We start from the raw sequence: 17,633 nt of genomic DNA, 5'->3' as shown, positions 1-17,633 counted from the left end.
TTTTATTTATATAAATTGCGTAATGTGATGTCTGCCTGAGAACCACGCAGTAAAATCAATATGGCGCAGAAGCAAACAACGACAGCAATAACAAAGGGAAGCCCTTGAAAATAGAGAGATTGTCCCTGGCGAGATGAAAAATGCAGCAATAACGCCCCCAATAGCGGTGAAGCAGTGATAGCCAGACCCAACATACAGTTCTGTGCTCCCAGATATTCCCCTTGTCGCTCATTGCCTGCACGCAATGAAATCAAAGCACGAAGCGTTGAATCGCTGATCAACGCCAGTGCATGCAAAGCAATTGCACCAGCAACAATAAGTGGTGATATCGCCAGGCTATAAGCGATAAACGCCAACATATAGAGTCCGTAACCGATGATCGCTGTGCGGTATTCGTTACAGCGCGCCACGAACATTTTTAGCAACCAAGTTTGCGTTATGATGATCCCGACGCCGAGCCCGGTGAGAGCCAGACCGTTTTCACGTGGTCCCCAGCCCAAACGCATTTCATTGAGTAAGACAAAACAGGCCAGAAAAATGCCATAAGCCACCATGCCAAGAGCCGAAGCATAAACCAGTCGTCTCAGTACCCCATCCGTCGCCAGTAGTTTCAGGCTGCCCAAAGGGTTGGCACGGCGCCAGTCGAACGAACGCCGGTTCTCCTTGGTCAGACTTTCGTTCAGAACGAACATAGCGGCAATAGCGTTCACGGCTGCCAGTGAGCCAGCAATCACAAACGGAAGGCGCGGTGCAATCATGCCCAATAACCCTCCGAAGGCTGGTCCGGCAACCATGCCGAAGCCAAGAACACCGCTGACCAGACCGAAACGCGCTGCCCGCTGTGCTTCTGGTGTCACATCTGCTACGTAAGCTGATGCAGCGGAAGTACTGGCGGCAGTGGAGCCTGAAAGAAATATACCGGCCACCAGCCATCCTAATGACGGTGCTGTCGCCACCAGCGTATAGCTCAGCGCTGTGCCAAACAGTGTTGAAAGTAATACCGGCCGCCTTCCCCAAGCGTCGCTAAGCGCCCCTAACAACGGGGCGAAAAGGAACTGTGCAAAAGCATATAGTGAGACAAATAACCCGATTAACGGCACACCCGCTTCCGGTGGTTGAGGGGCAATCTCCCGCAACAGATCGGGTAAAACTGGGAGTACAATCCCGATACCCAAAGCATCCACAGCCAATGTCATTAGGATCACGGCTAATCGGTGTTTATGCTGGCGGTTTTCAGGAAGGTGAACCGTTGGGGAAGAATCACTCATACCTGTCCTCCTTTTATTATTGACGGAAAGTGATGGATTATCGCCTGCGATACATGTGCTACGTGCTCTTCCATCAGACAGCTATAATGATTCCCCGGCACTTCTGCGATACGAATGGGAAGGCTGGAGAACTTCTCCCAACCCCAGGCATTGGTCTCCCGGATCTCCGGCACAACAACCCCTTTCGGTAAGGGTTCTACCGCTTTTACTAACAGCATAGGAATTGGCAACTGTACGGGTATTGGACGATATTTCGGTGACATATCCGACGCAGCCCGATAGACATTGAACAATCCGTTAATTGAGCCCATATCATTCTGCGCCTGAATCAACGAGAAACGTTTTAGCTGCTCTTTGATATAGCTTAGTAACGCCTCGCGGGGTAATGCACGCATTTCATCGTCATCCAAGCTGTCGATCATTTCCAGCCGGTCAGTGTAGTAGGCAAAAATACCAAGAATAACTTTGGCAATATCAGCATCTTCCTGATACGGAACTGGTGCATAGGGTGGCGCGGCAGAGTCGAGTAGCACTAGAGAACCGATGCTTTCTCCCTCAGCATGAAGCTGCCGTGCCATTTCATAAGCCACTTTTCCACCTAATGAATGACCGCCGATATGATATGGTCCCTGCTTCTGAACCGAGCGCAAACAGGTAATATAATGTGTTGCTATCTCTTCCACCGATTGGTGCGGCGCAGTTTTTCCATCAAGCCCCAAATATTGCATACCGATAAATGGCAGTTCTCGTGGTAATGCCGCGGCCAGGGGCATAAATTGGGTAACATTGCCGCCCATACCCGGCACACAAAAGAAGGGTGAATAATTACCATTACCGCCGTGATTAATTGGCACCAGGCAGTAGCGGATATGGGCATTCTCAGGAGCCAGGCTCTTTTTATCGTCAGATAGTGAACGGACAACACGTGCCATTGTCGGCTGTTCGAGAAACTCCGCCAGCGTCAGACAGTACTGGAAATGGTCACGCAAACGGGAGATCATCTGTGTTGCCAACAGTGAATGACCGCCCAGTTCGAAGAAATCATCTTCCAGGTTAATCGTCTCTTCACCTAGTAACTCATACCACAATTGACGAACTGCTTCCTCTGGGCTGGCGGAATCAGATATCACTGATAAATCCTGTAATTGTGTGCGCCGAACAGGAGTAAATTTACTGACAACGATCTGTGCTTCCATTCCGGCGATAGCCAGATCGAAAATAGCGCAGCCCTCTTGATTACTGAGACCAATCACACTTTCTTGATGGCGTGCAGCATAATCCACGGCCATTCCCACTTCTGCCCAGGTATCCCAATTAACTGACGTTACCGGTATAGCCTGCTGTCGCCAGTAGTGTGCCACGGCATCAAGATAACGGTTCGCCGCCGCATAGTCTGCCTGACCCATTCCACCTACCAATGAGGCAAGTGAAGAGCACAACAGAACAAAGTCGACAGAGTCCTGACTCATCGCCGTCATCAGTTGCTGTGTACCACTGACTTTTGCCGCCATCACATGCCGCCAGTCCTGCGACGTGCCATGCTCCAGCAATCCACTGGCTTCAATACCCGCTGAATGAATCACACCGTTGATAGCACCAAATCTTGCTCGCATCTGTGCCAGTGCTTCATTTAATGCCACACCGTCAGCAACATCAGCGCGCAACATCATGACTTCAGCACCAGATTTCTGTAACACATCGAGTAAAGCTTCACTTGCCGCATTAGTTCCCCGGCGGCTCAAAATACCGAGTTTAACCTTACTGCATTTATTGCTGATGTGACGCGCCAGTGACTGACCGATACCTCCCAGCCCACCAGTAATTAGATAAACACCGCCATCACGCAGAATTTGCTGGTGCGGGATCTCATCAAGTTCAGTCAATGTCTGCAATTCACGCTCACCTTGCTTAAGCGTAATGCTGGTAACCGGTATTCCTTCTGCTGCTTCTTCCGGTTGCATATCCGTATACAGTTCCGCAATCAGCGATTGATATGTAGCAAAAGTGTCATCATCCAGATCGATATGACGTGCAGAACACCCCGGATACTCGGCCGCCAATATTCCGAGCAAACCAAGCGCGGGTGCGGCATTACAGGCTTCCAACACTCTGGCTGCCTGTAACCCACGGGAAATTAGGGTAATATTAAAAACCCTGTGATGACCGGTAAGCGCTTTAATTGCAGCCGCCAGTTGTTCAAACGCGGCCTCTGGTTGAGAAATCCCTGCCGCAGTCCAGCACCAGATGATACGTTCTGGTAGCATTTGTTGCTGTATCAGGCAATCTATCAGCCGTTGATAATCTTCGGGCTGATCCTTACGCAAACGAAAGCGGTAGGTACTCTGTTGCAGAAATTCATCAGCATCTTCAACAACGATACTGCCGGGCGCTGCTGCTTGCCATAAATCACTCAGTTCAGCGGCTTGGGCACCAAAAATCAACCACGGTGCACGATTCTGTTTTGCTTCGCCTAGAGGCTTCGGCAACCATCGAGGGTAACGACACCACCGTACTACATTCGACTCGCTTGCTGGCTGGAATGGTAAGGAATTGAACTGACGTAAATTGTAACCGTGGATTTCAACCAGCACCTGCTTGCAATTCTGGCTCTCGTCCCAACTAAATAGCGTTATGTCATAAGTCCGTGGAGCCGTTTCAACCGCCAGACTGTAAAATTCGGCACATAATGGCTGGTGCAGCGTCAGCGAACCGTAATGGAATGGTATTGAAGCATCACCCGGCAACAGACAGGCATGTAGGAACACCGTGCCCAAGTCGAGTAAAGCCGGGTGTAATGCAATATCAGGCAAATCATCGATAAATGCCTGGTTGAGTCGCAACTGCGCCAACGCACAGCGATCACCCATCCACACACCTGCAATGCATTGCCAACGCGGTCCATAGTCAGCAAATGCCTGATTGAAACGCTCCGGCGCCTCTGCAACTTCTTCAAGCTGCAAATTCCGACGTAGCTCATAAGGTGAAACAATCTCTGCTGGTGGAGAGCATATGGCAGTAATATTGCCGTTTGCATGGAGTTGCCACATGTCATTACCATCGTCGCGAGACTCCAGCGTAAAGGCAAAGCTGCGATCAATGGCGGTCAAGCTGATGCGTATCTGACGCTCAACACCTGACGATAGTACCAATGGTGAGGGGAAGTAAACTTCACTGAAAGTAGCTGTGCCACCGGGTTGTAATTCGTTAAAAGTACGACGCACTAATTCCAGACAACCTGTGCCCGGTAATACACCTTGCCCTGCGAAAATGCGATGTTCATCAATAAACCAGACATTATCATCTAGCTTACAAGTAAATTGTGTGACCCCCTCTCTATCCGATAACTGTGTGAAAATCGGTAGTTTTCTCTGTTGTGTACTTATAACCGTGGCTGATGTAGTGACAGGATGTTCCAACCAGAGATGTTGGCGTTGGAGGGGATGCACTGGCAGCATAACCCGATGTAATTTGTGTGAATGACTAAATGCAGCCCAATCGATAGCGACACCTTGCTGCCATAACTGCCCGACAGTATTGAACAATACCTCTTCATCCAGTTTCTGCTGGTGAGTATGGCGCATCGTGGTTAGTATCTGAGCCTGGCCTTTCTGCTGTAGATCTTTCAGCATGCTGCTCAGTGCACGCCCTGGACCGACTTCAAGCAGGATTGGATTGTCATAATGGTTCAGCAACGTAAGAATACCATCATAAAAGCGTACTGGCCGACGCAGATGATCTCCCCAATAACCAGAATTATCGCGATCTTGTTCACTGAACCAACTACCACTGATATTGGATATTATCGGAATGGTACTGGATTGTAGCGTGAAGCCTGCGCTGAATTCCCGCATCTGTTGTGCGGCAGCATCCATCAATGAACTATGAAATGCATGTGATGTCGTTAGTCGCCGGCAAGAAATACCTGCCTTGTTGCATTGCTCTTCCAGTATCGCAATATTGTCATGGCTGCCAGTTATCACGCACTGTTCAGGCCCGTTGAGCGCTGCAAATTCACACTCTGGTGCCAGCGAAACCATACGTTCAGATGATGCCTGTACCACCAGCATTGCCCCTGTGGGCTGGCGCTGCATGATTGCAGCTCGATTTGCTACCAATGCCAGTGTATCTTCCAGTTCAAGCATACCCCCTACACAGGCCGCAACCAGTTCACCGAGGCTATGACCAATCATTGCTTGGGGGGTAATACCCCAAGCTTGTAGCTGGCAGGCCAGTGCATACTCAACAGTGAACAGCGCAGGCTGAGTATAACGTGTAGCATTTAACCGGCTGACAGCATTGTCGCGTTCCGATTGCGGATAAATTAACTGCCTGATATCCAGTTTGATGTGTGGCTGTAGCAGTTCGGCACAGCGATCAAATTGCTGGCGGAATACACCATCACGCAGATAGAGCGATTGACCCATTTCAATAGACTGACTGCCTTGTCCCGGAAACATAAAAATCACCGATCGAGGCTGTTGTTTGCGACTCATAGTCTTAGTCTGTGGTGATAGTCGGCGTAGTTGATTAATTAATTGCTCCCGATCTCTTCCCACAACAAAAGCACGCTCACTGAAAGCGCTGCGTCCTTGTTGCAAAGTCCCGGCAATATCCGCCAATGGCTCATTACCGGTAGTCAGTGCGACTGCCAAGCGTTCCACTTGCTGAATTAACGCTTGTGGCGTTTTCGCTGAAATCGGCAGCAGATGCCAGAGCTCGTCATCTAATATACGGACATCTTGCTGGCGCGGAGCTTCTTCCAGAATAAGGTGCGCGTTAGTGCCACCAATGCCGAAAGAACTTACACCGGCACGACGTGGCTTACTTGTTTGCGGCCACGGGCATGCTGTATTGATTACAGAAAACGGGGTCTGTTCGAAGTGGATTGCAGGATTGGCTTGATGATAGTGAATACTTGGCGGCAAAGTCTGGTGACGTAGCGCCAACACGGTTTTGATTACACCGGCTATACCGGCAGCCGCATCAATATGTCCTATATTTCCTTTCACAGAACCTATTGCACAACTCCCTACAGGTAACACTTCACCATCAGATTGCTCCAGGAAAGCCTGAGTCAGCGCACGTATTTCTACTGGATCGCCTAAAGAGGTCGCCGTACCATGTGCTTCGATATAACTGATGCTGGCAGGCGATACCCCGGCATTACGCAGCGCGTCTTTGATCACTGAAGATTGACCGTCAATACTTGGTGCCGTGTAACTCACCTTCTGTGCACCATCATTATTGACAGCAGAACCTTTAATTACCGCATGGATGGTATCGCCATCCTCCAAAGCAGCGGACAGACGTTTTAGTAATATCATCCCACCGCCGCTGCCGCTGGCTGTACCGTTGGCCGCCGCATCAAATGGTCGGCAAAGGCCATCTGGAGACATAATTCCACCACTGACATGGACAAAGCCAACCTGTTGCGGGTCCAGCGCTACAGCACCTGCCAATGCCATACCACATTCACCACGCCGTAGGCTTTCGCAGGCAAAGTGAATAGCGGTGAGTGATGACGAACAGGCGGTGCCAATACTGACAGCCGGTCCGCTAAGGTTCAGCTTGTAGGCAGTACGTGTAGCGATAAAATCCTTGTCATTACCTATTTGCCACTGACCGGGATCGAGGTGCATCCGGTCTTTATTTGGCATGATGTTTTCCAGCAGGTAATAATTGAAGCCGCTGCTACCAAAGACTCCCACTGAGCGCGGTGTACTATCATTGCCATAGCCAGATAGTTCCAGCGTTTCCCATGCCATTTCAAGAAACAACCGCTGTTGCGGGTCCATCACCTGCGCTTCACGTGATGAATAACCAAAGAAACGTGCATCAAACTCCGCACACCTCTCCAGCAAACGTGCGCGTCTGACAAACTGTGGGTGACTTAACAGCGCTGGATCGACGCCACGTTGTAACAATTCCTCGTCAGACAACTCCACACTAGCATCGTAACCCGCCAACAACCTCTGCCAAAAAGTGTCGAGATCTGGCGCTTGTGGGAAGCGGCCCGTCATACCAATAATTGCAATAGCATTGCTATCCAGAGTCGAAATATCCAACGTTGGTCTTGCTCTCTTTTCAGTGACTATCAGCGGTGTGGCTGCAACAGGTGTTTTTTGCTGCGACAGCGCATCCAGTAGTTGAGCCTGTTGTCGAATGGTGGGATGAGCGAAAATATCGGTCACAGACAAGCCTCCACCAAACGCCTCATTCAATTGCTGGAATAGCGCCATAACCCGTAGTGAGTGGCCGCCAGCATCGAAAAAGTTTTCGTCATAACCGATCTCATCCCTCTCCAGTAGTTCACGCCAGATAGCTTCAACGCGACTGAGTGATGACACAACTTTGGCTGGCAAAGGAGAAGATTGATGCTGACCGGCACGTGTCAGTTTCATTTCAGCCAACGCTTTCAGATCGATTTTTCCCGTAATACCGGTAGGCAGAGCATCAAGGAAGAACAGCGCTGTCGGCACCATCACTTCATTAACCTGTTGGCGTAATTCGCTCAGGATCTCACTGCGGCTGGTTTCGCCGACAATGTATCCCGCCAACTCTTTATTCCCTTTGCTATCGGTGATCGCCAGCGCTTCGGCCTGACGTACACCCGGTAACGCACTTAGGGCGGCACGCACAGCATTCAGTTCAATTCGGTGACCACGGATTTTTACCTGACGGTCAACCCGACCAACAAACTCCAGTGCGCCATCCATGCGTTGGCGCACCATGTCGCCGGTACGGTACATACGAGCTTTTAATTGTGGTGCAAAGCTATCGGGTAAAAACACCTCAGCGGTTTTTTCATCCATACCCAGATAGCCCTGTGCAACACAGGTTCCCGCTAAATAAAGTTCACCCATTTCCCCCGGTGCCACGGGCTTTCTCTGTTCATCAAGCAGATGGAAGCGAATATCGCCCATTGGACGCAGCACTAGATTTTGTCCTTCGGCATGATAATCGGTAAGGGATACCACAATCGCACATTCAGTAGGGCCGTATCCATTCATCAGCCTACGCCCTACAGACCAGCGTTGGGCGACTTCGGGCATACAAGGTTCACCGGTTACGATAAGCACCTGGAGATTAGGCAGCGGTACTAACGGCACTATCGTCAACGCGGAAGGTACAATCCACATATGCGTAATCTGTTTATGTGCCAGCCACTCTGTCAGATCACTGCCAGGCAACAGTTGCTGTTTCTTACCGAAGACCACGCAAGCACCCGCTACAAGCGCTGGAAAAATTTCTCCCAACATCACATCAAACACGGGCGAGGAGTACTGCACTATGCGAGAAGAAGGTTCAAGCCTCAGCTCATCGCGGATTGCCAGAATGTTATGGCAGACACTGCGGTGGGTGACAGCAACACCTTTCGGTTTACCCGTTGAGCCAGAAGTGTAAATAACGTAAGCACAATCATCCGGCTGACAGATCGCCGCCATAGTCATATAGGGTGCATTGGCTATATCTAACTCATCGATATTAATTGCCGCCAGACCAAGACGCTGGCACAGAGGCGCTGTTTCATTTCGGCACAATATCGCTTTTACTTCCGCATTATCAATCACATACCGATTTGCTGGTTCGGCGTTATCAGGAGCCAATGGCACAAACACCGCACCAATCCGGTTAATTGCCAGCATTGCCGTGACATTATGTGGATGGTGCCCCATCAGAATGCCAACTCGATCACCTCGGCTTACATCTACTTGTTGGAGTTGCTGAGCCACATATGCGGTCAATGTATCAAGCTGCTGATAACTCAGACTTAATTCATCACTTTCCAGCGCCACATGTCCGCCATACCGGGACAGGTTCTGTTGAAACAACTGAAACAATCCCTGTGGCTTATCAGCCATGAGTTCTGGTTGAGTACTACGGCCAGCATTAACCGTCAACAAATCCGCCAATGCAATATCTGGTTTTTCAATGAGTTGTGGCAACATAGCCAGTAAATACTCACTCATCCGTCCTAGAGTGGCGGCAGATAATCCCCCCGGCATTGCCATAAAATGAGCGTAAACCTGACCATTTACACGATTAATAGCCAGCTCCAAATCAATTTTGGCGCGATAGTCCCCCAACTCAACGTCTGAAACCTTCATGTCTCCTAATGTTGCATCGTTTGGTTGATCCAGTTCACAGGAGAAAATAGTTTGGAAAGCAGGATTTTTACCCGCCACACGTGGCAAATTAAGTGTTTGTACCAAATAATCGAACGGTAAATCACGATTTTCAAGGATGTCGAGACTAACCTGTCGCGTATGCATTAAGAGTTGCTGAAAAGTGTGTAACTCACGGCTATTGATACGTACCGGTAAAGTGTTAGCAAAGTAGCCAATCAGCGCATCCCATGCAGGTATGGTGCGCAGCGACACCGGTGTTCCGACTATAAGATCCTGCTCATTACTTTGCTGGCGCAGCAGGAGTGCAAATAAACTCAACCAGACCATAAACGGTGTACAGTTTTGCTCGCGAGCCAATTTCTCTACACCTTCAACATACACTTGGGGAACAACACAACTTATTGCAGCCGCTTCGTCAGTTGGTGCAGCCATCTCATTCAGTATCAGAGTAGCTGGCGCATCCGCCAATTGTTGACGCCAGAAATGAATCTGTTGCTGTACCGCCGGTTCAGTCAGTCGAGTGCGCTGCCAGGTAATGAAATGCCCATAGTTTGCTGCCAACACGGGTAGCATGGGTGCTTTACCGGCCAGACGTGCCTGATAGCAGTGCCGTAACTCATCAAAAAGTATTGCCAGCGAGCGGCCATCGGAAATAATGTGATGCAGAGTAATACAAAGCACATGCTCTTGCGGAGACAATGTAAACAGTACCGCACGGATGAGTGGCCCATTGGCGAGATCGAAACTTGCCATCATTTCTTCTCGCAACTTCGATGCCAGCGCAGATTCGCCGCCGGAGATATTCTGTTGGCGCAGGGTTAGCGTTAATTCAGGCGCAACCTGATAACTGGGTTCAAAACTGGATGTTCCATCCGGCTTGTTTACTTTGCTGACTTGACTGGAGAATGTGGTACGCAATACATCATGACGTTGCACTACATCATTCAGCGCCTGCATTAACGCATTAAAATGCAGATTACCATGCAGACGCCATGTGACAGGTACGTTGTAACTGCAATCATCCGGCCGTTGCATGGCAATCAACCACAAACTGCGCTGGCCGAATGAGAGTAAATCACTGGCCTGCGAAACGTGATGCACAGCAACACTCTGTTTCGTACTGCTCTTTTCAACGCTGTCCTTTTCAATACCGTCCAGTAACGAGGCCAACCCGGCGATAGTTGGATGATTGAAAATAGCGGAAAGTTTAAGCTGAACACCAAATGTCTTATTGATCTGCGTAATCAGATTGGCAGCAATTAATGAATTGCCACCACAATAGAAGAAATTATCTTCCGTACCGATAACCTGAACCCCTAATGCCGTTCTCCATAATGCCAGCAATTGTTCTTCACGAGCGTTAGCCGGTTCTATCATAGATTCCTGATTTTCTGGTAGCGAAAAATCTGGAACCTGCAAGCGCTTGCGATCAACCTTCCCATTGGGGGTAGTTGGTAATTTATCGAGAAACACGAAAGCACGCGGCATCATATGTTCGGGTAGCCGCAGGGACAAATAACCACGTAACTTGTCAGTATCAGCCGATGACACAACATAGGCGACCAACACTTTATTATTTGTACTGTCATTACAGGCGACAACCGCGCACTGGCGCACATCTGCGTGTTCCAATAGCGCACTCTCCACCTCGCCTAACTCGACGCGAAAACCGCGAATTTTAACCTGATGATCACTGCGTCCCATGAAATCAATAGTGCCGTCAGCCAGGAAACAACAAATGTCCGAGGTGCGATAGAATCGCGTACTACTATTATTGTTATTGTCTGCCACAAAACTGTCTGCCACAAAACGGCCTTGGTTATCGAATTTGCCGGTAATAAATTTCTCTGCCGTGAGTTGAGGATTATTGAGATATCCTTTTGCTACGGTAACACCTGCAATCAACAATTCACCACTAATGCCAATCGGCACTTGTTGCAGGTGTTTATCAACAATGAATAGCTCACAGCTAGCCAGCGGCCTACCTAATGGAATTACTCGCCCGGCCTCCAATGGATGTGTTTCCGGATCAAAAACAGTGCTATCAATGGTTGCTTCAGTTACACCGTAAGAACCCAGAATACGCGCGTCTGGGCGGCACAGCGCTTGTGCTGCGTGCAGCTCATGACCAAACCAGACATCAGCCCCACATACCAGTGTTGATAATCCATCCAGACGTTTCCCATTATCCTGACAGAACTGAATTAATTGACGCAGTACCACAGGAGGAAAATCACCGAAGGTCACGCCTTCGCTCATCATTAAGCGGTGCATTTCAGCTGCATCTAGCAACCACTCACGCGGACACATAACCAAGCATCCACCACAGCCCAGAGTACGACTGAAATCCCCTATACTGAGATCGAAAATCGGTGCAGCAAGTTGTAGTGATACCGGCTCCCCGGGTTGGGTGAAACGATAGTCATGGCACCAGGCATGGAACGATGCATGCAGACTACCGTGGCTTACCTCTACTCCTTTTGGATTACCGGTTGAACCAGAAGTGTAAATAACATAGGCTGAGTCACTCTCCTGAACTGACCAGATTGGCGGCACATCCGGCGGCGCTGGTTGACGAAACAGCCTATCAACTTCCAGCACAATGGCATGAAAATCAAGCAAACCAACAGCATCCTGTTCACTGGTGAGGATCAGTACTGGCTGTGCATCATTTATCTTATCGGCGAAGCGAGGATCAGAGGGGGACAACGGCACATAAACCGCACCGGCAGAGAGAATAGCGTAAAAAGAGATGACAATTTCTGGCCGGTAGCTCATCAATACGGCAACCCGGCTACCCGGCCCAACGCCACACTGGCGCATCTTCGCGAGCAGGCATTGTGCGTACTCATCCAGTTGAGCATAGGTGAAACGTTGATTACGCCAAACAATAGCTCGTGCATCTGGATTATTATGCACTTGTGACTTGATGCGCTCAGCTACTGAAATAAACGCCAATACCGGCAGAGGTTCTGCTGGCCGGGAGAAGCGAGCCAGTGTTTCCAGCTCTTCTGGTGGCAACATGCTACATTTGGCGACAGAACGCTCAGGTTCACTTAACAATGCATCCAACAATTTCTCATAGTGATTCACCATGCGAGTAATGGTGAGGTTATCAAACAAATCGGTATCAAATTCAACCAGACAGAGTAGTGAATTCGGGGATTCTTCTATCGATAACGTCAAATCATATTTAGCAGTACCAGAATGGATAAATTGTACTTCTGCTGCTAACCCATCCAGTTGTAATGCTTGTCCCGGACTCTTCAAATAATCAAACATAATCTGAAAAACAGGGGGATGACTCAGAGAACGCAGGGGTTGTACCACATTGACAATCTCATCAAACGGCAAATCAGCATTTTCATATGCATCAAGCAATATATCGCGCGCTTGAACCAATAGATCACTGAAACTTATCCCTTTGTTAAAGCGAAAACGCAACGGTAATAAATTGATAAAAAAGCCAAGGCGGACATGTTCATCAATATTGTGACGATTCGCAAATGGACTGCCAATAACGATGTCGTCATCATGTGAATAACGATTCAGCAATACTGCAAAAGCGGAAATTGCCACCATATAAGGTGTCAATCCATAACGTTGGCAGATTTTAGAAATACGTCCAACGAGAGATAAAGGAAGTGACTTCTGATATACCGCGCCACGTCCCCGTTGTTCTAATAGCCGTGGTCGATCGGTGGGTAATTTATGTAGTTCAGGCAATTCCGCCAGCTGTTTTCCCCAATAATCGCGTAAGCGTTGCCGACGAGTGCTATTCGTATGAATATCTATTACAGAGTCACTGGCATGCGGGTAGGTAATTGTCGCCAACTTAGGCTGTTGGCCTACTTTATACTGGTTATAGGCATGGCTAAAATCATTAAGAAAAACGTGAGTCGACCAATCATCAAATACAATATGGTGAAGTGTAAATATCAACTGATGATCGTTCTCTTGCCGGCGAAGCAGTAAATAACGAAAAGGCAAATCGTTATTGAGATTAAAACAATATCTGGCTTCGTTATCACAGATAGACTGTACTTTGGTTTCGCGTTCCTCCGGGGAATAATCGCTGAGATCACTGATACGTAATTCAGGCCACTGCGGATTCAATGCTATCTGCAATTCTCCATTGAGAACATGAAATTGTGAACGCAACACCGGATGGCGCTCAATCATAAAAATAATAGCTTGTTCAAGCGCTTCCTCATTTAACAAACCATGCAAACGTAACGAAAATGGCACGTTATATAATGCTAAGTCCATATTTCCTTGGCTGATGAACCATAGCCTGCGTTGAGCAGGCGTTGGCAATAAGAATGGAACATTCGATAAGGTGTTTGAATAATTACTCACAAAATTTTTCCTAAGATAAAAAGATTTTTGCAGCTTAGTGATTGCCGTAACAACTATCATTTCTGGCACTCCTGGTTGTCAGCCACTTTCATGGCAAAAGCGCTACTGGGAACGCCTATCACTCTGTTCTAGCGGGGTGAAATCAATCAGAATGATAGTGCGAACGCCAACGCTGGCATTTTCATCGCAAGTTACGGGATTGATATAATGACAAATCGCTGCATCATCGATGATGTAGCTATCAAGGGGATCATTAAGGAGAAAACGAGTTATCTCATGAGCAGGGACTTCTTCAAGCTGGCAATTTGCATAAGAAGGCGGTGCGATATGTGTTGCACCGCCTTCGACATTATAACGTTCAATCAAATGTACAGCGGTGAACGGCTGACCGTCACGATGAAAACAGTTAGGCGTAATTTTTGCCGGTTTACCCGGTAGTGCCTGCATTCGGATTAGATGCACCCCACACAGCAAACGGGAATAATGCTCCGCCATGCCGGTTAGACTCAGATCGTGCCAAATGAGTTTATTAAGTAGCCCTTTATTAAGTATCTCATCAGACATGCGCAGGAATTTGCGTACTACACCACCAAATTCAGGTTGATATTCACTTCCCTGATGATAATCAATCTCTATGCTATCATCGGGCTGCGGATAACCTGTTTTCCAATGAATAGTTTCTGTTTCACGGCTCCATACTCCTTCACAATAACTGCGGTGACGACCATCTTCACCAAATCGATCTAACGGCAGTGACTTCGATAATTCACACAGAGAGATAAGATCGATTTTTTCACTGTCAGAAAGGTCAAGATCGGTGGCATTGAAAGTGGCAAACCCTTGTTGCTGCAAGCTGTTGTGGATATGTGCGGTAGTAAGACGGTAACTATTTGGTGCGTTAATAAATATATTCCAGCCCATTGTAATATCTCTTTATTAGGGTGAACTACAATGACATCGTATTAAATTAATTACGATATCTTAGGAAAATCCAGTTAATACTAGTTAAATCAAAAAATTATTTAGTTATATTTTATGATTTGAAAAAACACCTATAAATAAGAATATTGAGGTTTCGCATAGTAAGTGTAACAACATTGTCATGCTTTTTGGTCGATCTACTAAGTCAATCAATTTCTGACAAATCAGATAGTAAAGAATATTGTTAGATAAATGAGAGAGATAATTTTAAGTAAATAGGCCATTAGACAAACCTACTATATTATAACAACCGTTTTTTGAGTGAGTTAATGACCCCAATAGCATCCTCCGACAATACTTTGACATCCATCTTTCCTTTATCATCCTTAGCTGGCAGCGCATAAGGATTAGCAAAGTCAATTTTTGTATCTAAGTTCTTCGCTGATCATTGCATGACTCGCGAATTCTAACCCATTGTCAAACGTCATTGTTTTAACCCTTTTTTAATGGGAGCAACGCCTTCACTGTAGCTTCCGCCAATCACATAAATCGTCTAACAATAAAAATATTTTCACTAAAATTTAATTAGAAAATAGATCGCAGAGTATACAATGTCAACTTGGGTTTTTATTTTTTATTTGGCAAAAAAAATTTACATATAAAGGGGTGTTAGAATATTATATTATTTTTAATTGATTTTAAATCTGGTATATCATCAACTCAAGAAATTAATGGACTATCTAGTGCCAGTTTAGTTAGTAAAGGCTTGTCAGTAATAAAATTCTGCCATTTATATTGTTTGAATATAAATAGATTGCCAATTTTTCAAATATCCATCAATTCTTACTATCTTCGGAAGAAAACGTGGATTTAACTTCTCGTGCTAATCTTTTATTAATACGATCTTTGTCTGATTATTCTTGTAGGAACGATACGAGTACTTATTAAATATTTATCTATTTTGTGGGTTTTAGATAATCTTAATTCTACTTCTGGTACTCAGTGTAGATCAAAAGTGGGCTATATCCCATAATATAAGTATGGATATTATAATAAGAATTAGGGTAATGATGTTGAACGTTCAGAAAATACCGATGGTTTTTCAGGATCTATAATTATTATTTGTTAAATAAATTAATTAATTTATGTTTAGTACTAAAGCCATATTTCCTCTTTTCAACAAAAGCAATGTTCATAGGAAAGCTTCAAACCATGCGATCTTTTTGCGTCATGAACATCAGAAAAAACACGGATTTTGGGTTTTTACGGCTGTAATATTAGATTCTTGTTTTCGGACGCAAACCTTTTCACTCTGCCTTTATATTCCAATGCGTCAGCTATTATAAATTCATACAGCCCTCTAATTTCGTCATTGATGTCGATAGAGGGTGTTTGATAGCAGAGTGTGTTGCAGAGGGGTTAACTGCCGCGTGGGCGATTATATCCATGCCCTTACTAGTAAGCAAAAATATCGCTGTGGGTAAGGTACAACGAAAATCAATTAACCTGCATCAGAAGAGATATTTAAATCTGGCGCGTGCGCCGTAGCGCCGGTCATTATTACTGTTGGCAATTTTATTGTTAGCATCGGCCTCCAGCATAGAGACATAGGCGCCAAGATAGAGATTAAAATTCTGCATATTCATGAGGTCAGGAATCAGATATGACATATGGATGGTATTTATATCGTATTTACCCGGTTCACTGAATGGGTGATCGATACGTGCGGTCATATCGTCGGTATTGAACGTTTCGATATTGTTGTGGGCATAGATATAGCCTAGTTCGAAGCGATGCCAAGTTACATTGATTCCGGCGGTGAAGTTCTGTTCGCCTGAGGCATCCAGATAGGCGGTGTTCAGGTTGGCGACAATGCCATCATCTGGGTTGGTTGCCAGACTGTTCCAACTCAGTGTCATGCCGTAGCCATTGCGTTTGGATTGATCAATCCATTGCCCTTGGGCATTCTGGTAGCCGTAAGCGTTGTTGACCACATTACTCTCCATCGCTATTGCTGCTCTAAATTGGTCTTTTTTCCAGGCCGCCACTGGGCGCAGATAAGCCACATTTTTCTTATTATCCAGTGTATTGCCATGGTAGGTTTTATCCTGGAATAGCGAAGTGCCATCTTCGAGCAGCGTGTTGAGTTCGAAATACCAGTTGCCGGCGTATTTGCTTAACATCAGGTTACCGCCGTTGTTACTGCGGCCACGTCCTTCTTTCATCATGTAGATATAACCGAAACCATCGGCATACAAATCGTTGGCGGTATTACCAGAATATTGAATAAAGGTGTCCTGGTTGAGTGGAAACATATCGTAGGCTTCGAAACGCCCAATTTTGGCCTGCCAGTTTTTCTCGTTACCGAAGAAGAAAGCGGCGTCGTCGAGATTCATTTTGCCGGTCATGTCTGCCAATGGTTGCACACTGAAACCCGCAAAGTCGCCGTTCTGATTGCGACGGTAGCCGTCCAGTCCAATCAAGATGCGGCCATTAATATTCCAACGTTCTTTATCGCCAGGTTTCCAGTCTTTATTATCGCTGGTTTTAAGTGAAGTAAGCTGACCGCTTCGGCTGGTGCCGTCGAGATTGAATTCTACATCACCGTACAGTTTTAGATCGCCAAAATCATTCAGTTTCAAATTACTGGGTGATGAGGCACTATTTTCCAGCGAAGAAGTCGTGCTTTGTGCTACTTGTGTGGTCTGTTGTTTGGTTTCGATAGCGTGCTGTTCCAGTCGCTGTGCGCGTTGCTCAGCGGCTGTAGCCCGTGCTTCCGCTTGAGCGGCTCGTTGTTCTGCTTGTTGTAGTCGCTGTTCGAGTGCATCGAGGCGTGCTTCGATGCTATTAGCAGGCGATGCAAGGGAAGAGGCTGAAAATATTAATCCTGGCGCGATAATCAGATAGTAAAGGTTTTTCATGGTACTCTACCCTTTGGGATATTAGTTATTGTGCT

Annotated in this window: 4 protein-coding genes; all 4 read right to left on the bottom strand. The window is 46.9% G+C overall.

Annotation, left to right across the window (positions count from 1 at the left end; genetic code table 11):
- Positions 1 to 2: 2 nt before the first annotated feature.
- Entirely contained in the window at positions 3 to 1,268 is a 1,266-nt protein-coding gene (locus tag VY86_RS21765) for an MFS transporter (RefSeq protein WP_046976537.1), read from the bottom strand.
- Positions 1,265 to 13,756, bottom strand: a complete 12,492-nt coding sequence (locus VY86_RS21760) for a hybrid non-ribosomal peptide synthetase/type I polyketide synthase (protein ID WP_046977033.1) — start codon at positions 13,754 to 13,756, stop codon at positions 1,265 to 1,267. Before VY86_RS21760 ends, VY86_RS21765 begins: the two co-directional genes overlap by 4 nt.
- A 102-nt stretch (positions 13,757 to 13,858) precedes the next feature.
- On the bottom strand, positions 13,859 to 14,677 hold the full coding sequence (locus VY86_RS21755; RefSeq protein ID WP_052760888.1) for a 2OG-Fe dioxygenase family protein: 819 nt from the start codon (positions 14,675 to 14,677) through the stop codon (positions 13,859 to 13,861).
- 1,511 nt (positions 14,678 to 16,188) lie between these two features.
- Positions 16,189 to 17,598, bottom strand: a complete 1,410-nt coding sequence (locus tag VY86_RS21750; protein ID WP_046976536.1) for a carbohydrate porin — start codon at positions 17,596 to 17,598, stop codon at positions 16,189 to 16,191.
- Positions 17,599 to 17,633 lie beyond the last annotated feature (35 nt).

Source organism: Photorhabdus thracensis, from assembly GCF_001010285.1.
Lineage (GTDB): Bacteria > Pseudomonadota > Gammaproteobacteria > Enterobacterales > Enterobacteriaceae > Photorhabdus > Photorhabdus temperata.
Note: the sequence above shows the minus strand (reverse complement) of the source record. Positions and strands in the feature narration are given on the sequence as shown.